Source organism: Pseudoalteromonas sp. G4 (genome assembly GCF_028875915.1).
Lineage (GTDB): Bacteria > Pseudomonadota > Gammaproteobacteria > Enterobacterales > Alteromonadaceae > Pseudoalteromonas.
In genome coordinates, this window is sequence record NZ_JAPEHW010000047.1 from 12751 (window position 1) to 33161 (window position 20411).

19 protein-coding genes are annotated in these 20411 nt (G+C 39.4%); 10 read left to right on the forward strand and 9 right to left on the reverse strand.

Features of this window, described 5'->3' with window-relative positions:
- Window positions 1-6: 6 nt before the first annotated feature.
- Entirely contained in the window at window positions 7-1485 is a 1479-nt protein-coding gene (locus ON073_RS13570) for an NAD(P)H-hydrate dehydratase (RefSeq protein WP_274762420.1), read from the reverse strand.
- A gap of 17 nt (window positions 1486-1502) precedes the next feature.
- On the opposite strand from ON073_RS13570, the gene queG reads away from it, so the two are divergent.
- The gene (gene queG, locus ON073_RS13575) at window positions 1503-2642 is read left to right on the forward strand and encodes a tRNA epoxyqueuosine(34) reductase QueG (protein WP_274762440.1); all 1140 of its coding nucleotides are present in this window, start codon (window positions 1503-1505) and stop codon (window positions 2640-2642) included.
- A gap of 180 nt (window positions 2643-2822) precedes the next feature.
- Here the strand turns inward: queG and ON073_RS13580 are convergent, their stop codons facing one another.
- Genes ON073_RS13580 through ON073_RS13590 form a run of 3 tightly spaced genes read right to left on the reverse strand, consistent with a single transcriptional unit; the run spans window position 2823 to window position 6122 of the window.
- A complete protein-coding gene (locus ON073_RS13580; RefSeq protein WP_274762421.1) occupies window positions 2823-3944 on the reverse strand; it encodes a response regulator in 1122 nt (373 codons plus the stop codon).
- Window positions 3945-3994: 50 nt separating this feature from the next.
- The gene (locus tag ON073_RS13585; RefSeq protein ID WP_274762422.1) at window positions 3995-5947 is read right to left on the reverse strand and encodes a sensor histidine kinase; all 1953 of its coding nucleotides are present in this window, start codon (window positions 5945-5947) and stop codon (window positions 3995-3997) included.
- Window positions 5919-6122: a DUF1289 domain-containing protein gene (locus tag ON073_RS13590; RefSeq protein WP_274762423.1), complete on the reverse strand. Its 204-nt coding sequence runs from the start codon at window positions 6120-6122 to the stop codon at window positions 5919-5921. Before ON073_RS13590 ends, ON073_RS13585 begins: the two co-directional genes overlap by 29 nt.
- Window positions 6123-6212: 90 nt before the next feature.
- Between ON073_RS13590 and ON073_RS13595 the strand changes: the two genes are divergently transcribed.
- The gene (locus tag ON073_RS13595; protein WP_274762425.1) at window positions 6213-6722 is read left to right on the forward strand and encodes a hypothetical protein; all 510 of its coding nucleotides are present in this window, start codon (window positions 6213-6215) and stop codon (window positions 6720-6722) included.
- Window positions 6723-6802: 80 nt separating this feature from the next.
- On the opposite strand, the gene ON073_RS13600 is transcribed toward ON073_RS13595, so the two are convergent.
- From ON073_RS13600 to ON073_RS13610, 3 genes are all read right to left on the reverse strand, one after another.
- A complete protein-coding gene (locus ON073_RS13600; protein WP_274762426.1) occupies window positions 6803-9538 on the reverse strand; it encodes a hypothetical protein in 2736 nt (911 codons plus the stop codon).
- Between the two features lie 144 nt (window positions 9539-9682).
- Complete coding sequence (locus ON073_RS13605) at window positions 9683-10378, reverse strand: substrate-binding periplasmic protein (RefSeq protein WP_274762427.1); 696 nt, start codon at window positions 10376-10378, stop codon at window positions 9683-9685.
- Window positions 10379-10446: 68 nt separating this feature from the next.
- The gene (locus ON073_RS13610; protein ID WP_274762428.1) at window positions 10447-12255 is read right to left on the reverse strand and encodes a cation:proton antiporter; all 1809 of its coding nucleotides are present in this window, start codon (window positions 12253-12255) and stop codon (window positions 10447-10449) included.
- A gap of 197 nt (window positions 12256-12452) precedes the next feature.
- Between ON073_RS13610 and ON073_RS13615 the strand changes: the two genes are divergently transcribed.
- Window positions 12453-12959: a hypothetical protein gene (locus ON073_RS13615; RefSeq protein ID WP_274762429.1), complete on the forward strand. Its 507-nt coding sequence runs from the start codon at window positions 12453-12455 to the stop codon at window positions 12957-12959.
- A gap of 68 nt (window positions 12960-13027) precedes the next feature.
- Window positions 13028-13879, forward strand: coding sequence for a collagenase (locus ON073_RS13620; protein ID WP_274762430.1), 852 nt, complete (start codon window positions 13028-13030; stop codon window positions 13877-13879).
- Window positions 13880-13941: 62 nt separating this feature from the next.
- Here ON073_RS13620 and ON073_RS13625 read toward each other — a convergent pair whose 3' ends face one another.
- Entirely contained in the window at window positions 13942-14433 is a 492-nt protein-coding gene (locus tag ON073_RS13625) for a GNAT family N-acetyltransferase (RefSeq protein ID WP_274762431.1), read from the reverse strand.
- Between the two features lie 97 nt (window positions 14434-14530).
- On the opposite strand from ON073_RS13625, the gene ON073_RS13630 reads away from it, so the two are divergent.
- From ON073_RS13630 to ON073_RS13650, 5 genes are all read left to right on the forward strand, one after another.
- On the forward strand, window positions 14531-15109 hold the full coding sequence (locus ON073_RS13630; protein WP_274762432.1) for a glutathione S-transferase family protein: 579 nt from the start codon (window positions 14531-14533) through the stop codon (window positions 15107-15109).
- 5 nt (window positions 15110-15114) lie between these two features.
- Window positions 15115-15453: a DUF2750 domain-containing protein gene (locus ON073_RS13635; protein ID WP_274762433.1), complete on the forward strand. Its 339-nt coding sequence runs from the start codon at window positions 15115-15117 to the stop codon at window positions 15451-15453.
- Window positions 15450-16007: a GNAT family N-acetyltransferase gene (locus ON073_RS13640; RefSeq protein ID WP_274762434.1), complete on the forward strand. Its 558-nt coding sequence runs from the start codon at window positions 15450-15452 to the stop codon at window positions 16005-16007. Before ON073_RS13635 ends, ON073_RS13640 begins: the two co-directional genes overlap by 4 nt.
- Window positions 16007-17356, forward strand: a complete 1350-nt coding sequence (locus ON073_RS13645) for an NAD(P)/FAD-dependent oxidoreductase (RefSeq protein ID WP_274762435.1) — start codon at window positions 16007-16009, stop codon at window positions 17354-17356. Before ON073_RS13640 ends, ON073_RS13645 begins: the two co-directional genes overlap by 1 nt.
- Before the next feature lie 114 nt (window positions 17357-17470).
- Complete coding sequence (locus ON073_RS13650) at window positions 17471-18145, forward strand: hypothetical protein (RefSeq protein WP_274762436.1); 675 nt, start codon at window positions 17471-17473, stop codon at window positions 18143-18145.
- Between the two features lie 16 nt (window positions 18146-18161).
- Here ON073_RS13650 and ON073_RS13655 read toward each other — a convergent pair whose 3' ends face one another.
- Window positions 18162-19043 carry a hypothetical protein gene (locus ON073_RS13655; protein ID WP_274762438.1) on the reverse strand — a complete coding sequence of 294 codons (882 nt, stop codon included), beginning with the start codon at window positions 19041-19043 and terminating at the stop codon, window positions 18162-18164.
- 123 nt (window positions 19044-19166) lie between these two features.
- Between ON073_RS13655 and ON073_RS13660 the strand changes: the two genes are divergently transcribed.
- The gene (locus tag ON073_RS13660; RefSeq protein ID WP_274762439.1) at window positions 19167-20066 is read left to right on the forward strand and encodes a phosphoribulokinase; all 900 of its coding nucleotides are present in this window, start codon (window positions 19167-19169) and stop codon (window positions 20064-20066) included.
- Window positions 20067-20411: the final 345 nt, after the last annotated feature.

A 20411-nucleotide genomic window follows, 5' to 3' on the forward strand; every position in this document is an offset into this window, starting at 1 on the left:
TCTCCACTAATCAACGAGTTTTCTTATAAAAGGAAATAAATCAGTAACTAACAAGCCCCGCTTTCCTTCTTGTTCAGCAATCTCTGCTGCTCTGCCGTGAATATTAACAGCCAATTGAACGGCTTCAAAGTCTGTCATTCCCTGCGCAATTAAGGCTGCAATGATACCAGATAAACAATCTCCCATCCCAGCGCTTGCCATGCTTGCAGAACCTGAGGTATTTATCGCAATTGCTTCTTGCTGACAAATCAAGCTACCAGCCCCTTTTAGTACCACTGTTGCATTGAATTTATTCGCTAATTTAGAGACTGAATCAAAGCGATTAAGTTCAATTTCAGCATTGGGTATTTGTAACAAACGCCCCGCTTCACCGGTATGAGGTGTTAAAACTGCATTTGATAATGTTTTAGCGTGCTTCGCAAGAAAGTTAAGGCCATCTGCATCAACCACAAGGCGCTTTGCATTATTAATAACCTTATGCCAAATATTTTCAGCCCAAGATGACTGACCAAGCCCAGGACCAAGAACACAAACATCTGCTTTTTCGATTAAAGTTGTAAGCTGCTCGGGATCAGAAATGCCATGAACCATTAATTCATAACGTCCTTGCATTATGATGGCACGATTTTCAGGATGCGTGGCAACTGAAACAAGCCCTGCACCTGACCGAAGACAAGCCTCTGCAGCAATACGAATAGCCCCTGGCATTGTTTCGTCTCCACCAATCAGCAAAACATGGCCTAACTGTTGTTTATAGGCGTTGTTATGACGAAGCGGAAGTTGCGACTTTAATAATTCATAATCAACCAAAGATACTGACGGTGAAACACTCTCTATAAATGATTGTGCCAGACCTAGACCTGCGAAAAACAGCTCTCCTACATATTCTGTTGCATTACCTGTTAACAAGCCCTGTTTTAACGCAATAAAACTCACCGTATAATTTGCTCTAATACAGGTTACTGCAACCTCCCCAGAAGAGGCGTTTAATCCTGATGGTAAATCAACCGCAATAATAGGTTTGTTAAGCGCATTTACCTGAGTAATAACCTCCACATATTTTTCCGTTAACGCGCCATGGAACCCAATTCCCAGTAACGCATCAATATAAACGTCGCAATCTGGGTCGAGTTCATTTACCACCTTACCACCGAGTTTTACATAATCATCATAGGCAGATTTTGCATCTCCAGTAAGTTGAGTTGGCGATTTAACACTGTAAACAGTGACATCAAAGTCATGCTGTAATGCATAATTAGCCACCCAATAACCATCGCCGCCATTATTTCCGCCACCAGCAATAATTTGTATTTTTTCTGCATTTGCATATTTCAAAAGCATTAAATCGAATACCGATTGCGCTGCAGCTTTCATTAAAGAGTACATAGGGATATTCTTTTTGGCTGCAACCAACGCCTCATGTTCTTTTACTTGTTGGGCGCGATATGCAAACTGTGGTAAATTGGTGGTTAATTCTGACGTCATTTATTTCACCTACTGGTATGTCTACTCTTAACTATCCGAATTTGGTAGAAAAAATCAAGCTTTGGGCAAAAGAGCTTGGGTTTGATCAAGTCAATATTACGGATATTGATCTCTCACAACATGAAGCGCAATTACAACGCTGGCTAGATGCAGGCTACCACGGTGAAATGGAATATATGGCTGCACACGGTATGAAGCGAGCTCGTCCTGCTGAATTAGTACCGGGAACACAGCGAGTTATTTCAGTAAGAATGAATTATTTGCCACCCGATGCAAGCTTTGCCAAAGATTTAAAAAATAAAGAAACGGCCTACATTAGCCGTTATGCACTTGGACGTGATTACCATAAGTTGATGCGCAATCGTTTAAAGCAACTTGGTAAACTTTTGGAAAAAGAGCTTGAAGCACACCAGGTATCGCTTGGGTTTCGCCCTTTTGTCGACTCGGCTCCGGTTTTAGAAAGGCAATTAGCCGAAAAAGCTGGTCTAGGCTGGACTGGTAAACACACGCTTATTTTAAATCAAGAAGCTGGTTCGTGGTTTTTTCTTGGCGAACTCTTTATTGACCTACCTTTACCCATCAATGAAGAAATTGTTGAAGATAAATGTGGCAATTGTATTGCGTGTATCACATCGTGCCCTACAGGTGCGATTGTCGAGCCCTATGTAGTTGATGCCAGACGCTGTATTTCATATTTAACCATTGAAAAACAAGGTGCTATTCCAGAAGAGTTTCGTTCTCTTTTAGGTAACCGTATATACGGATGCGATGATTGCCAGTTAGTTTGCCCTTGGAATCGCTATGGGCAAATAACCAAAGAAGATGATTTTCACATTCGTAAACAGCTAAAAAGCCAGGATTTACTGACATTATTTGCATGGGATGAAGCAACTTTCTTAAAAAATACCGAAGGTAGTGCGATTCGTAGAATTGGTATCGAAAGATGGCAGCGCAATATTGCTGTTGCTCTCGGTAATGCACCTTATAGTGAAGCTGTTATCTCTGCACTTGAAAATGCAAAACAAGATGCCTCCGAGCTGGTGTTAGAACATATCGAATGGGCTCTCAAAAAACAGCAACAAAAAATTTCATTAAAAGATAATAAAACCCAGCGCCTGATCCGCATTGTAGAAAAAGGATTGCCAAGAGACGCTTAATCTTTTGGCAATCTAGCTTATACCAATCCTCTTAATTAAGAGATCCCTTTTGAGGCAAGGAAAACTAGTCGATAACAAGGCTAAAATTTTGCTATTTAGTTGTTCTAAATGAAAAATTTTTAACGCAGTTAGCGACAGCTTTAATCCCTCAAAATGATTTTGTATTATTGAGAATTGGTATTATTTCAGCATTACACTTAAATCTGTTTCAATTTCAGTGAAAGCTCGCATTACATCTTGCAGTAAGTCTTCACGCGCCACTGATTTTTGAATGGTTTCATCCACTTTTTTGTATATATAAAGCTCTTGATCTTCATCGAGCCCCATATGCGGTATGCGGTCTTCAAATTCTTCTTGTAACTCCCTGAAGATAGCTTCATTCATCTCATGGCTAAGATTTAATACTCCAACCAAATCTTCAAATTTATTGCGGATCATCGTAAATGCTTCACGCAATTTTAGTTTTTGGTTTGCCAATTGCTTACGCGTTAATATCGCATCCAACTGATGCTCTGTTACACCCACCACAAAACAAATATTGTCACGGATTCGCCCAAGCCGTTCAGGATCGTCACTCGGCAAGTTCATAATTAATAAACTTACTCTTGGATAATTAACTAAAATGCGGGGCATAAATTCATATAAACGCCCTTTATTCTGCAACAGCTCAAATAACTCAACCACCATTGGTGAACAAAGTCCTTCTGAACTATATTGCGAACGATGATTCTTAGTACGAAATTCAATACTGGTTTTCAAACCAAAACTTCGCATGCAGTTTATAAGCGCCTGAGCTAACTCTTCTTTGTCATCAATTTTACCAATCTGTTCAACATACTGAACTATGCTGCCCATTTCACTGCTATTTGCCATCGCATTAAATGCAGTGTCGGTCGCATCTTGCAGTTGCTGCTCAAGCATGCGTTTGTTTTCAACCACTTTAAAAAGTGTATCGAGTTTGCCTTGCAGTTCTTCTTGCCCAAAAGGCTTCACAATATAATCTTCAGCACCAACATTGTAGCCAGCGATACGCTCTTCTACCGAGCCGCGTGCAGAGACAAACATAACGGTGATATTAGATGTTTCAGGGTTTTCCTTTAAGCGGCGACACACTTCGTAACCGTCCATATCCGGCATGCTTACATCTAACAGAATCACACTCGGATTAATTTTAGTAACAACCTCTAAACACTCTGGGCCACTGGCAACACAATGCAAATCATAACTGTCTTCTAATATTTCTTCGATGATTTCTAAGTTGAACGGCTCGTCATCAACAGCAAGCACTGTATTTGAACTCATGGTTGACTCCTTGTAACACAATTCATTGTTTTTACTGTACCTCTTTTAGCTTAGTCAAAGGAATTGCAAACAGGCAAACTTACAAATACAGTTGCCCCTTTATCGATATTGTTTTGTGCCCAAATTTTTCCTTTGTGCAACTCTATAAATTCCTTACATATCGCCAATCCCAACCCTGTTCCTCCTGCTCCACGATTGGTTTTACTGCTCTGTTCAAATTTATTAAATATTTTGTCAAGTTCGCCATCGGGAATTCCCACCCCTGCATCAATAACAGCTAACTGAACAGTTTCATTTAAATGCTCTATAACAACTTCTATCTCACTCTGCTCATCGCTAAATTTAATCGCATTTCCTAGTAAGTTTCTGATGACTTGTGCAATTTGGTCACAATCACAAAAAACAAAAAATGGGTCGAGCTCTGGTACAAAATGTACTTTGATGGTTTTAGCCAAAAGCGCTCCTGACATATCATCAATGCTAGTACGTACAAGCTGATTCAGATTATGTTCGCTAGGATTGAATGGGAACTTACCAGCATCTAATTTAGATAAATCTAGCAGGTTGTTTAATAGCGATAGCAATCGCTGACCAGAACTTTCTATTCGTGAGAGGTACTTTTCTAACTTATCTTTTGGAATTGGATCGCTATTAAGCTTATCTAAGCCAAACTGCGAAAAACTTAGAATGGAATGCATTGGTGTACGCAGTTCGTGCGACATATTCGCTAAAAATTCGGATTTACTTTTATTTGCAAATTCAGCTTGGTCTTTTGCCGCCTCAAGCTCTTGCGTGCGAATATTTACCTTCTCTTCGAGTACTTGTTTTGCTTCTTCCAATAGCTGTTGTTTACGTTTTAAGTGCGCAATATTTTTTAGAATAACTGCTGTTGCGGATTCCCCGTGTACATCAATTTCACTAAATGACCCTGAGAACGGAATAATATCGTCTTTCATAGTATTAACGACAAACTCAAAGTTAAACTGAGGTTGAAAACTAGCGATATTATTTTTTATTTCTTTTGCAATATTGCTATCTATTAGCTCATAAAACGACAGGTTCTTAAGTTCATCTTCATTTCGTGAGAAAAGGCTTAGAAAGGCATCATTTGCTTCTAAAATAGCGCCATTATTATTAAAAATAGCAATGGCATCTGGCGTATTTTTATAAATAACGCGTAATAAGCTATCTTTTTCAATTAATGCATCTACCGTATCTTGTAGGCGATCTACCAGCTCTAAATTACTACGCTCTAATTGTTCACTATGCCAAAGCTTGTAAATTGCCTGCAGCAACACGCTTTCATTCAGCGGCTTTTCTAGTACATCATCTACACCTAAACGAACAGCTTCTATTAACGCACTTTGGTGGGGTTTTGAAGTAATTAAAATGCAGCGGCAATTTGGATTAACCGATTTGATTTGTCTGAAAATATCAATCCCAGTGATATCTCCCATATTAAAATCACTAACGAGTATGTCTATTTGATGAAGTGCTGCACGACCAATTGCAGCATAATCAGTATCGGCAGTGATTACATCAATATGCGCACCTTGTAAACTTGACTCTAAGCCACTTAAACGCGTTTGATTATCATCGACAAGTAGGATTTTGGGCAGCTTAATATCGAGATTGGCCGCCCCTATGGCAAGCCCTTCTTCGAGTAAGCCTATTACCTCTTTGTTATTGTAAAAAGGGTGAATAACCAAAGCTGATGGCATTGCATTTGCGAGTTTTGTAAAGCTGTCTCGCAATTTACTACCTTCGGCATTAGGTGCTAATAAAAAGGTGTTTACATCGCCATAGAGCTCTTGGGTTTGTAACACCAACTTTTCAGGCACTCCGGAAGCAAAAATAACGGCCTCATAAAAAGCAGGCTCTTCACTCGGTTCAAAATCAGAATAATGATGAAGGTCGACTTGGCACGTTAACAACTCTAGCAATACTTTTAAGCGCATTGCTAAAACGCTTGAATTATCTAGAATTAAAATCCTTTTTTGCATAAGGGGCTTGTTGTCTTCGTTGTTCACATAAACTAAGCGTAGTTTGCTTTTGCAATAAACTCATAGTCGACCAAGATAAAATCTCATCTAAAGTGCGAAAACAACCCAAACACACATCTTTATCATTTAAACAACAGTTTTCAACACAAGGACTTTTAATCTTTGTTTCAGCCATAATGTTTAGATTATTTTCATCACAATGGGTACTTACAGTTTAGATCATTAGGATATACTCGTTTTAATTTCTGCTCATTAGGAAGAGACTATGAAAAAAAACTTATTGCTAATCGCCATTTTCGGTTCAACATTAACTGCATGCGATCTTGCTGAAGATCCGAAAAAGGCGCTTGAACGCCAATACTTTTCAGAACACCAAGAATTACAACAAGTTATTGAAGATATTCGTACCGAAGGTCTGTCAGCTGTAAAACAAGGTGCTGAAGCAGGAACAGTTGCCGCTTGTGTTGCATCTAAGTTAGACGCTGATCCAATGGGCGCTCTTATTGAGGTTGAAGGCGCATTACAAGATTCTATCGATTTATCTGAATTACTTGCGACTTTATCAAACCTTTCTGAACAAGAGCTTTCGCTTGAAAGCCTGCCCGATTTAATTCGTCAAGGAACCGATGCTATTACTTATGTAAAACACATGCTAGAGCAATACGATGTAAATGAAATACAGCAACAAGCAGCTGAACTAATTGCTAACGGACAAACTAAAACAAAGGACCTAGGCCAGCATTTACGCTCACTCATTGAACAGTGTGAAAAATAAAAAATGGCCAAAGAAATTTGACCATCGTTACATGTTAATTAAACACTGCTGCAGAAATTAACTCAGCAAGTTAATATTCGTTAGTTATTATCTGGATCGTCTTCTGGTTTTACTTTGAAGACTTTTTCAGGTGGTGGTTTAGGAGCCCAATCAGGATCAAGCTCTAAATTAGAAAACAGCGATGACTTCGTTGCTTCCTCATTTTTATCACTATCATCTTCTTGCAACTCTGGCTCTTCAGAGGCCACTTGCTCTTTTAATGCTCGCCAACTTGATTTTGGCGCATCCTCTATTTGTTCATTTCCAAACGTTGGGGGTTCTTCAACTTCATTCATTTGCGCTTTAATTGCGCGCCAACCACCAAGGTTTGAATTATCTGTATCATTATCAAGACTCTCTGAATCGCTTGGTATAGTATCAAAACTACTGAGGCTTTCATCTTGAGTGAATGATGTTAAATCTATTTCGTTTTCTAGGTGCTCTTCAAGCTCAGAAGCTATATCACTTTGTTCAGTTGTCTCAGAAGACTCTTCACTCACTTCAGACTCTTCTAACTTACCCGCATCATCTAAGCCTGATAAAAAGCCTTTACCCGCCGCTAAGCTTTGGGCTAACTCTTCCTCTAAGCTACGTTCTGAGTCATCTTCGTCAACTGCTGGCGCAGCCTTACCATCGTAGTGATTAAGGTAGTCAAACATCCCCTCATCAACAGCTCGTTTCGCAGCGCGGCGTTTAAACTCTGAATGAGGCACCATGTTTTCAGGAGTATCATCGTCTTGAGCAAAATGAGAGGGCCCTTTATCAGAAATTATTTCGTTATCCAGTTGATGATTTTCTTCTAATGAATCTCTATTTTCAAACTCTGACACAGCTGAGCCACTAGAATCAGATTCATCGTTAACTTTCATTACATCAAGCGGCTCTTCAGTTTCAGGCGAGTATGTATCTAATTCGTTGACATTTTCAACATCGTCTCGGGTTAAAGCTGAGCTAGGCTCAATGTCTGTGGTTGATTCAACATTTGCTGTTTCAAATGATAGATCGCCCTCACTATCTGAAACTCCCAGTATTGATTCTTGTTCCGTTGATAAAGGATGTGCAAAAGAATCTGGCGTAGTTTCAGGTTCATTCTTCGCAACTGATTCATCCACAAACGAAGGACTTACAGATTCTTCTGGCAAATTTGTGGTTGTATCATCAAATTGAGCTGAATCTGTATTTTGCGATTCACTTAACTCGTTAAATTCTGCTGTTCTATTGGTCGAATCAAGAGACTCTATTGATTCAGGTATTTCATTCGGCGAAGTATCATTTTCAGATGCGCTAGATTCAGAGCTAATACTATCTAGTTTTTCTGTAAATTCTTTGGCTTTATTTAAAATTGCATCAAGTTCAGCAATATGGTCAACCGCTGGCTTTTCAAGCTCTTCTACACGATGAAGATCTTGATGATCAGCAGCTATTTCTGCAACCGAATTTTCATAGGAACCCGGCTCAGGATATTGTGTTTCCTGCTCCTTCTCTGCAATTTCTTGCTCTGCCAACTCAGCTGGCGATGGGTTGCCTTGCAATGGTGTTTGAGCTAACTCACCATTATGGCGATTTAGATTTTGTTGTCTTTGCTGCTCTTCCGCTAAACTTTTTTGCTCAGCTCTTGCCGCTACATAAGCGTCTATTTTTAAAAGCCATTCATCAACTTGTTCGTCGCTATATTTTAGCTCTTTGAAACCTAAAATATATTCATTTACTTTTTTCTTATGCATTACCGCTATTGGAAATTGCGATTTAAAAACTGCCATATCGTTAAATGCAACTATCGGTTCCAGTTCTGTATTAAGCTCAATTATTTGCTCAACTGCATGACAGCACTGATTTACAACATTCAGCGGGCTATCAAAAGCCACTAAATCATCACCAACCTGCTCTTTCCATTCTGGTAATGTCGCGCTGCCAATAATTGCACCACGCTGTTTTTGACCAAGTACAACAAATACACCGTATTGAGAAGCAACAACACTATCAAGCATCACTTCTTGACCATTTGGTAAAACGATTTCTATACGTTGTCTACGGAAATATAAATCAGGATCAAGAGCCCCTTTCGCTGGTTTTGCCTTTTTCTTTTCAGCTGCTTTAACACCAGCAGCCACAATTTCTTTTGACATTTCCTGCGCTTTTTCTTTAATTTCATCCATACGTGAACGTACAAATTTCACATAAATGAAAATGGCGATAAGCACAACGACCAACATTATGATTGGCAACATCATCGCTTCAAGTAAGCTACCTTGCTCTACAGGAACTTCATTTTGCCATGTTACTGGAACAGGTTTTGGTTGTGGTTGTTTTTTAGGCGCAACAACCGGTGTTGATACTTCTTCAGCTGGCTTGGTATTGGGCTCAATAGTCTGAGTCTGCTCTAGGTTTGCCTTAGTTTCTTCAACCAGTTGTTGCTCAGAATTTTGCTTTTGTTCTAGCGCTTCAAATTGCTCTTGCGCTAGGCGCAGTTGCTCAGAATTTTGCTTTTGTTCTAGCGCTTCAAATTGCTCTTGCGCTAGGCGCTTTTCTTCTTCAGTTAAAGTCGGTTCACTTTTTGATACTGTTTGTGCGGGCTTTACTTCAACAGCTTCAGGTTTGTTACAAAGGCGTTCATAGTCTCTTTGCGCACGACGATAATTAGGGTGTGTTTTAGTGTTTTCATAGGAACTCATTTGCTGTTTAAGCAAAATACAGGCCGCAGAATTCGCATTACTCTCAGAAGAAAAAAATGCAAAAAATAACACTACAAAAAGTAATACAACTCTAACCTTTCCCATTGAAGATATAACCAAAGTTTAACCAAATTAACGACTTGTTATAAGCTTACGCATTTAACGCATTATTGCCAATAACTCGATGCTTAAAAAATCGATTTTAATTAAGTTAATAAGCTCAAATTTTTAAAGGTGTAACTGCGGGGGCTATTGCAAGCCATGTTTCTTGTTGTATTTGTCTAGAGCAATTTGTACTTCAGAAACAATATGTTTATCCGTATTTTTACTAAATGCCATACATGCTTGGCGCTCGTTAATATTTGTCACTTCGATACTACGAGTAACATCATCAATGCTTCGCTTACCTGCTTTTAACGATTCAAACATTTCCCATTCTGATTGCACTAAAAAATCAACTCGACCAGCTAAAAACTTTCGCAACTCAGCACTTGGATCAGAAGTAACATCTAAATTAACACCTTCAACAAAGCCTTGCTCTAGTAAAAACTCATGACTCCTAGCATTTCGACCTACCGAAGTAATGTAATTTTTAGCATCCTCTAATGAAGATAACTTGATATCTTTTCTGTTTTTCAAATGAAATAAATACACTTTTACAGGCGCCATTAAAGGGCATACCCACTGGTATAATGGCTCTCGTTCTGCAGTTCTGAATATTGAATAAATGAGCGTATTTTTATCCGTTTTAGCCATATCCATGGCCCTTGTCCAAGGGTAACTATGAATTTGATACTGATAACCCAAACCATCTAATATTGCTTTTACTTTTACAGTTGAGCGTCCCACGAGATTGCCATTTTCGTCGGTATAGTTAAACGGTCGCCACTCTTCAGTGACAACCGAAAGCTCTGTTTTGCTTGAGGCTATTCCATCAGCACTCAACAGAAAAATAATCGCAATAATAATTACACGAAAAATAAACTCTCTCCTTATGCTTGTTAAGAGCTCGCCTAGCTCACCGGTGACTCTTTTAATACAGACATTTTGGCAGGTTGCAATGCAATAACCGAATCCCCTTCAGCAGGAACTTGCCTACCATCGATTTCAACAGGCACAATATATTCTTGCTGGCGCCAAATAAATAAAGGGATAGCCTCTTTATTTACCTCTAAATAATCTTCCCAGGTAAACGCATCAGCAATCCGTGTTGCGCTCACCTTCCCGCCTTTAGCTATCATGCCTGATAAGCGTGCAAAGGTAGCATCGTTGGCAAACAAATTTTGCCTAGATAAAAAGGTCGCACTGTCTTTATTTGCTTTTGCATGTGCATCTGAAGACTTAAGTGAAAACACTTTTTCTTCGCCTAGTAAATGTGCAAAATGTTGAATACCTAATGCGTTATAATGACGATTTGGTGACAAGCCTAATACTTTACTAATATCCGTAAGGGGCAAATAACGCTCTGCGTGTTCTGATTGTGGATTACCGTAATAACAAGGTAATCCATCCATGCGTGCCATTTTACAGTTCTCCCAAGCGGGATCAGATAAATAAACACTCACACCGATATCATTCAAACCTTTCGCTACTTCGCGTGCCACATGGTTAGCACCAATAATCAGCACTGTTGAAGGCTCAGGCTGACGGAGCTTTAACAATTTAGTGAGTGGTACTGCAGTTAAACTTTGCAATACCACAGTGATAATAATCACAGTAAAGATAAGTGGCACTAACTTTTCTGAAGTCGGCACGCCAGCTTTAACCATACTTAGCGCAAACACTGAACCAACCGCCGCAGCCACAATGCCACGAGGTGCAATCCAACTTAAAAGTGCACGTGCCCGATAGTTTAAATCGGAGCCAAATGTGGATAATAAAATGGATAACGGACGCGCAACAAATAGTACAAACGCCATAAAAATAAGCACACTCGGGCCTAATTGTTTAATATCATCAACATGGAGTCGCGCTGCCAATAAAATAAATAAGCTCGAAATCAAGATCATTGACAAATCTTCTTTAAACTCAAGCACTGCATCAATTTCTAGATCATCTTGGTTAGCCAGCCAAATACCGAATACAGTTACAGCAAGTAAGCCCGATTCATGGCTTAAATAGTTTGAGACACTAAACGTGGCCAACACCAATGCCAAAATTCCAAATTTATGTAATTCAAAAGGTAACCACTGACGTCGAATAAGTAAGCTGGTAAACCAACCTGCAAATAGTCCGAGCGACAACCCCACTATAAGCGTCATAAATAAAGCGCCAAGGGTATGATTAAAAATACTTTCTTGCCCTGTAAGCATTACAGCTTCAAACACCAGTACCGCGAATAAAGCACCGATAGGGTCAATTACAATCCCTTCCCATCGCAACACTTTATCGACATCTTTATGAGGGCGCATCGCATTTAACAAGGGTGCAATTACAGTAGGCCCTGTGACCACAAGTACGGCACCTAATACCGCTGCAACGCGCCAATCTAAACCAAGTACAAAATAAGCTGCGCAGCCAATCACCACAAACGAAGCTAACATACCAATTGAGCATAAATTGCGTACCACTTTTTCAAGGCCTTTAAGCTCTCGAATATGCAGAGTAAGCGCTCCTTCAAAGAGGATAACGGCAACAGCTAATGAAATAACAGGAAAGAGTAAATCACCAAATATCGCATCTGGGTCAATAACATTAAAACCAGGGCCCAGCAAAAGCCCTGTTAACAGAAGAAAAAGAATAGCAGGTACTTTAAAAATCCATGCTAACCACTGAGCCGCTACAGAAAACAAGGCAACCAGCGAAATATAGACTGCTGACATTAAGAGTTCACAACATTAAAAGACAGAATATAACCATAGTATATCTTCGAAAATTATTTCTATAGTTTTTTAACAATAAAATTTATTTCAAACTAACCTTTGAAACTACTTTTTTTGCTTTAAATTTATTGCATTACAAAGCGCCATAACGCTAAAGTAACTATACATCTAGGCCATTCTTTATTTGTTTCAGTACCATGTTAAATGCCAGTGAAAAAGAGAAAGTTGAACTTGAGCATCAAGCAGCCAAACTCTTTTTACGCCTTTATGAAAAGCAGTTTAATTTACCAATGCGACATATTTGGCATAATCAGCCAAGTAAACCAGATGTAAGCTGCTATCAGGCAAAAGAAAAGCTGGATATTGAAATCGCCCACTTGTATGGCAGTGAAAAAGAAGCCATGGCAATTTTAAAACGCGAACTCAGTCCTGAAACTAAAGAGCACCTTTGCGCATTATTACTCGAACCCATCGAAACGCGATTGACCAGAGCATTGCAACGTATTTTAGCGAGTAAAGCTTGCAAACATTATGATTCCAAGCGTGTTTGGTTAGTTATTCGTAATGCAAACCCTTTTTGGCATTCACAAGATATTCAGGCGCTGCAGCATCATTTTGTGATGCCAAGCCCTCACCCATTTGAGCAAGTATGGATTATTGGTGATATGAAAGGCCACTCAGGTTTAATACAACTTTATCCTTAAGGGCTTGTTGACCCCCAATTCAATTTTTGCTGTAATCGAACCAAATTAAAATTGAATACAATATACCAATGAAGAAATTAACCCTGTTCTCTAGTCTATTATTTACTGTTTATGCAAACGCAAATACCGCTAACATTGAAAGCGTTTTAAGCAATATTAAGCAGTGTAGCGACACCATAGTGTTACGCCACCAAGCACTTAGCAAAGAGCAAGAAGATGCAGCTTGTAACATGCTATCCGCGCAAGAAGCACGCTTTCATAACACCTTTAATACCAAAGGTAAACCAGTTGCCAATGATAACAACCACTTCCTTCGCGCAAATATCTACCAAGATCGTGACGCCTATGTGAAATACGTTACAGCGCATTTCGACGTGCCAAGTGATAATGGCGGCATGTATCTGGAAGGCTTACCGCACTTGCCAAATAATTCAGCTGAATTTGTTGCCTATCAAAAGAAAGGGCAAATTTGGAACCTAAGCCATGAATATGTGCACTACTTAGATGGTCGCTTTAATATGTATGGTGACTTTTGCGCCAACTTACACGACTCCCACTCAGGCCCTGAATACTGCCCAAAACCTGCACCACTGCTACCACACTTAGTTTGGTGGAGTGAAGGCATCGCTGAATATATAGCAAAAGGTGAAGACAATGAACGTGCAGTTAAAGCAGCTAAAAAGCAAATCATTCACTTGAGCGAGCTGTTTAATACCAGTTATGAACAAAATGGCGGTTCTGAGCGCGTTTATGTATGGGGCTATTTAGCATCGCGTTATATGATGGAAAAACAACGCGATAAAGTAGAACAGATGCTAGCACTTACCCGCAAAGGCCAATACACCCGCTATCAGGCATTGGTAAAAGAATGGGGTAAATCAATGGACAGTGATTTTAGCCAGTGGCTTAATCAACTGTAATTTATAATAAAATTCCTAGCAAAGGCTGTTATATCGATGATTAACAGCCTTTTTTAAGTTTATTAATCGCTAACTCGCTTACCTAAAATAGTTAAGCTGTATTCGTTATCATCCATCTTTGCCACATTAGGTAACTCGCCCCAAACAGCAAAACCATTTTTAGAAAACAAACGCATACTTGGCGTATTATGACTAAAGATAAAGGCAAGAAGCGTTTTTATATCAAGCTTAGGTGACAATGACAGTGCAAACGAAAGTAACTGTTGGCCAATATTTTTACCACGCTGCTCACTATCTACATAAATAGCAATTTCCACAGTGCCATCGTATGCAGGGCGGCCATAAAATGATTTAAAGCTCAGCCATGCAACCACTTGCTCGTTTTCTGTCACAACATATAATGGGCGACTCTCTGTATGGCTATCAAACCACACTTGCTTACTTTCCACCGATTGTGCCTCGGTGTCTGCGGTTACCATTCTGCTTTCAATCGTCTGATTATATATATCAACAATGGCGGCTAAATCTGATTGGGTTGCTAAACGCGTTTTCATTTTTATGTTCAAACTAAAATTGTCATTACCAAGCCATAGTATCACTTGCCAAGACCTGATATAAATAACAAAAATTCATATTAAGCGAGCGCTATTTATGCAACTTTATGGGTCGCTAACCTCACCTTATGTACGCCGATTGCGTGCTCTTGCCATTGAGCAAAACATTCAATTCGATTTTTTAAATTTAAACATTTTTGCTGAGCAAGACAGAGAAACGCTAGTTAAGCTTAATCCAACTCGTAAGATTCCAATGTTGGTTGATGGTGAACAAGTCATTTTTGATTCAAATGTTATTTATCGCTACCTCAGTCAAAAATTAGATTTCTCACCGCTTAGTTGGGATCAGGAAAATACCCTAACACTGATTAATTCAGCGAATGATTCACTCGTTGAACTATTAATTTGTAAGCGCTCTGATTTTGATACTAACGACGATAAATTATTTTTCAATTTACAACGTGACCGCGTACAAGGGGTATTATCAGTACTTAATGATGCAGCGGAAAAAGGCGAATTCAACGATTACAATTATCTTGCTATCTCGCTTTATTGTTTAGTTGACTGGATTATATTTAGAGACTTAACGGATATATCTTCTTTTCCATCACTATTAGCATTTCATGTTGCTCACCAACATCGAGCTTCAAACACTGAAACAGCCCCGAGGGATTAATCAGCATGAGCGAACACATTGAACGCATAGAAGACTTTGTAAGCCAAGTAAAACAATCTAAACAATGTTTTGTGCTTAGTAGCGAAAACGGTTTATTAATCGCCCCCTCCGAGTTTCAAGAAGAACGTGATGTGCTCTTGCTATGGGCATCATCTGATGCTGCTAAGCACCAATGTAGTGGTGAATGGCGCGGCTTCAACGTAATTGAACTTGAACTTGATGATTTGACTGACTTACTTCCCGATTTACACGATGACGAATTGTTAGTGGGGTTAGATTTAAGTGATGAACAAATAGCTATCGAAATCGAAGCAAACGCTTTGCTCGACGACTTAACACAATGATCAACATTACTCCGTTAACCGAAGCGTATTATCAACAAGCATTATTGCTTGCCAATAAAGTGCATGGCGATAATTACCTTGATTTATCTAGCCTTGTTGATATGCAAAAAAAGGCAACCCAAAATGGTATCAATGCCAACTTTATTGCCTTAGAAGATGATAACGTTGTGGGGCTGCGCTTAAGTTATGCCGCCAATCAATGGCCACTTGATGAGTGGTGCAGCCCGTCTTTATGGCCATGCTCGCAAGCAAATATGGCCTATTTTAAATGTATTGCGGTCGACCCTAATCAACAAGGTAAAGGCATTGGTCCAAAGCTATTAACAGCGTCTATTAATGCATTAAAACAACAAGGCGCTAAAGCGGGTATTGGCCATTTATGGCAACAAAGCCCAGGGAATGGCGCAGTTAAATACTTCACCAAAGCCGGTGGAAAATTGATAAAAGAGCATAAAAACCGCTGGTATGAGTACAGTATTAAAGAAAACTATCAGTGCACAATTTGTGGCGTACCTTGCCATTGCAGTGCTGCAGAAATGGTAATTGAATTCTGATGACTCACGTTTACGATCCTTTGCATCACCCTCATTGTCAGGGGCAAGACTTTGCATCTAGCTATTGGGCCAGCACCATTGCATTACCCAAAGCGACGCCCAACGTAAGCAAAGCACAGCAACATGATGTCGCCATTGTTGGTGGTGGTTATTCTGGTTTATTAACGGCTTATTATCTTGCAAGTGAACATCAGCTCGATGTGTGCGTACTGGAAGCAAATCAAGTAGGTTTTGGCGCCAGTGCTCGTAATGCTGGCTTTGTATTAAAAGGTTCTGGCCGCTTAAGTTACCCGCAAATGACCAATAAATGGGGGCTTGATGTCAGTAAAGGGATTTATGCTGAGTTCAGTGATGCAGTAAATCGTGTAGAACAGCTTATTGCAAAACATAATATTGATTGTGATAAACAAGAAAATGGCTATTTAAAAATAGCCCACAATCAAAACGCTTTGCAAAGCCTAAATGCCCAAGCAGACTACATTCAAACTCACTTACAAAACGCTAATACACCACCATGCCAATGGCTCAGCCAAGAAGAGCTAAGCGCTCATTATATGAAAAACCAGCAAGCATTTGGCGCGCTTCGTTATAGTGACAGCTTTGGTGTAAATCCATTAAAGCTACTACTGGGTTATCGTTCCCTTGCCCTTGAAAGTGGCGTAACACTTTACGAAAATTCACTGGTTGAACACATTATTGAAACTGCAAATGGGTTTGAATTAAGTGTAAATGGATTTAAAGTCAGCTGTAATAAACTCATTATGGCTGGTAATGCCTACAACAATAAGCAAAGCCATCAAGTGATTAACAATCGCTACCTACCAATTTTAAGCAGTATTTTTGTATCGAAACCGCTTACATCGCAGCAACTTGCTGAATCTGGTTTGCAAACGAATCAAGTCTGCATGGATACACGTACACTTAAATACTATTATCGCCTGCTACCAGACAACCGACTGTTATTTGGTGGTCGGGGCGCGGTCTATGCCAAACATCAAAATAAACCTGTTTATTTGGCAAATCTTAAAAAAGGGCTTAATGACTGCTTTCCTTCGCTCAAAAACATCGAGCATGATTATTATTGGAATGGCTTTATCGCAGCTGCGCTTGATGATATGCCACATATTAATTTTGACGGTAAACTTGGCTTTATTTTAGGTTATTGTGGCGCTGGTGTTTCGTTTAGTGCACAAGCTGGTTTTCGTATGGCGCAAATGGTAGCAGGCAAAAAAGTACCTGAATTACCGCTGTATAACACTCCTTTACCTTATTTACCTTTTGCGCGATTTAGACGGATTGGGCAGTTCGCATATTACCAATATGCACAAGTTAAAGATCGGTTTTTTTAATAAGAGCGTTTTAAACGCTCTTATTAAAAATTGATTTAACGTGATAATTCAGCCTAGTTATTCCACCAATTTTTGCTAGAATAGTCGCTAACTGATTAATATAGTGGATAATCCGTGAAGTCACACCTTGGCCGCCGCCCATTTACTCATATGGAAATCCATACCTTATTCAAAGGGTATATTTATGGCGACCAAAAAATGCCTCGCGAGCAAGCCAAACACTGGCATTTTTGGCTACCGCTTTTAAGCTACTATACTGGCGCATATAGTGATGAAATTGGTCAGCTCTCAGTAGACTCGGTAATCAAACAAGATGGCCATTACTTCTTTAACTTTCACACCAATAATAAAATAAAGCCCAGACGCGTGCCAGTACACCCAATGCTAATTGAACATGGGTTCTTAGATTACCTAGACTATTTAAAAAGCCAAAATCAACAGCGATTAATGTTCGATTTACCGGCTAAATCAGGACGCTACAGTGAAAAAGTGCGTATTTGGTTTTCTGGCGAAGGAGAGCGAGCGGGCTATTTGCAAAAATGCCATATCCCCAATATCGACTTAGATGGTAGAAAAGCCGCAATAAGTTCTTTTCGACTCAATTTCGAAGCACAAATTCGTATCTCATCGATTCAAGCCGGAAGCAAAGACGCATTTAATTATTTAATGGGTTTTAAAGACTATACCGACAATGAGTTTTCTAACAGCAAATTACTATGGCAAATTATTCGTGGAGTCAGAGCGCTGCCAAGCAACATAACTTGGCAACGATTTTGTGATAGACACTAGATTTAAAAAACTGGTGCTAAGTTCGATCGCACACAAAAGCGAGCATATTTGTCGAGCTTTGATATTTTAATCGAGTGATCTTATGTGCACAGTGCGCACTTAAATCTAGCCATTTGGAAGGCTTATCACTGCTATCTAATCGCCAATGGTATATTGCACTACCTTTACCATAAATAAGTGCATCATCACCTTGCCAAGCATAATAATCTACGCTTTCTGGCAGTTGCAGCACAGGTTTTAATGATTCATTTTGACTATCGAATAAGGTGATCCACTGCTGATCATTTTTATATTGGCTAAAAGAATAAACATTGCGTGTTTTATTAAACGCCAAAGTACGGCCAATATCATTTGCGACTGGCTTACCTGTTTGTTTTTGTGTGTTACCAAAGTAAAGAGCGTGCGGCTTCCCAAGTACAAAGGTAATTAAATCGTAATTTTGTCCCCAAGCATGATAGCCAATTTTTCCTACTTCTTTACGCAATAATTTTGCAGTTACTGGTTTACTAAAACCATATTGCCAAAGTTCCTGACTAGCATCATGCCCTTCCAATATAACTGAAAATCCATCTTCATTGGGTACTTTAGTTGGCGAATATTCACTAACATCGGTATTGGTTAAGTTCTTTGTTTGCTTGGTTTTGAAATCGTAAAGCATTACATCGGTTTGCCATAGTTCACCTTGCTGAAACCCAGCGGTATATAGCAAGCCACCATCAACAAAATTAGGTTGATTATCATAGCCAATTCGGTTGGAAATATTTTCTGCTGAGATAATGGTATTGCCTTTTAACTTAACTAAAAACACATCTGTATTAGGCAAAGTAGAGGCAGTGTTATTAGCAAACAAGGGAAGACTTGCGATGGCGATTACCGCAAAACCAACTGCTTTTTTCATTATTATTTTCGGTATTTAATGGTTATTTTGATAATTAATAACATAGCTATTGTCATAAAGACAGACTTGACCAACACGAGCTGCCCAGATATAAACACATAAACAACTAAAAAAGTGTGCTCTATGTCTGCCAAACATCCCATCATTGCAATTACAGGTTCGTCCGGTGCAGGAACTACCACTTCGACCAATGCAATTAAGCACATTTTTCGCAGCTTAAACATCAACGCGGCATTTGTTGAAGGGGATAGTTTCCATCGCTACACCCGCCCAGAAATGGATAAGCGTATTCGTGAGGCTCATCAGGAAGGCAAACACATCAGCTACTTTGGCACAGAGGCCAATGACCTTGCTTCACTAGAACAATTATTTACTGACTATGGCAACACAGGTACCGGTAAAAGCCGTCGCTATCTTCATACCTTTGACGAAGCCGTTCCGTACAACCAATTACCTGGAACCTTTACGCCATGGCAAGACCTTGAAAATGACACTGATATTTTATTTTATGAGGGCTTACATGGAGGTGCGGTCGATAAAGATGTCGATGTTGCAAGACACGTCGATTTACTAATTGGCATGGTGCCGATCATTAACCTTGAATGGATCCAAAAGCTTATTCGCGATACGCAAGATAGAGGTCACTCACATGAGGCTGTAATGGGCTCTATCGTGCGTTCAATGGATGATTATATCAATCATATTACTCCGCAGTTTTCTCGCACCCACATTAACTTTCAGCGCGTACCGACTGTAGATACATCAAACCCTTTTAGTGCAAAAGACATCCCTTCATTGGATGAAAGCTTTGTGGTTATTCGTTTTCGCGGTATTGAAGATGTCGATTTCCCTTATTATCTACAAATGATAAATGGTGCTTTTATGTCACGCATGAACACCATGGTAGTGCCTGGGGGGAAAATGGGTTTAGCGATGGAATTAATTCTACGTCCTCTTATTGAAGATATTATCAATAAGAAACGTGCTCTTCACGACTTAAGACAAAACTCATTACCAATTTAAAGCTGGATTTGAGATTTCTAAAGAAAGTTTCTGATTGTTTTTCTGAATTCTGAAATCTTTATATCTAGTTTCAACACAAACTAAAATAAGAGCTCTTGGTGCTATAATTTAGACCTTGGCGGTTAACTTATCTAAATTCACTTGAAAAAGAATTGGAGCGAGTATCGAGGTTTGAACTCTTGATATTAAAAGTACGACCTTGGCGGTTAACCTATCTGAATTCACTTGAAGAAGAATTGGAGCAAGTAACTTGGTTTGAACTCTTGACATTAAAAGTTCGACCTTGGCGGTTAACTTATCTTAATTCACTTGAAGAAGAGTTGGAGCGAGTAACGAGGTTCGAAC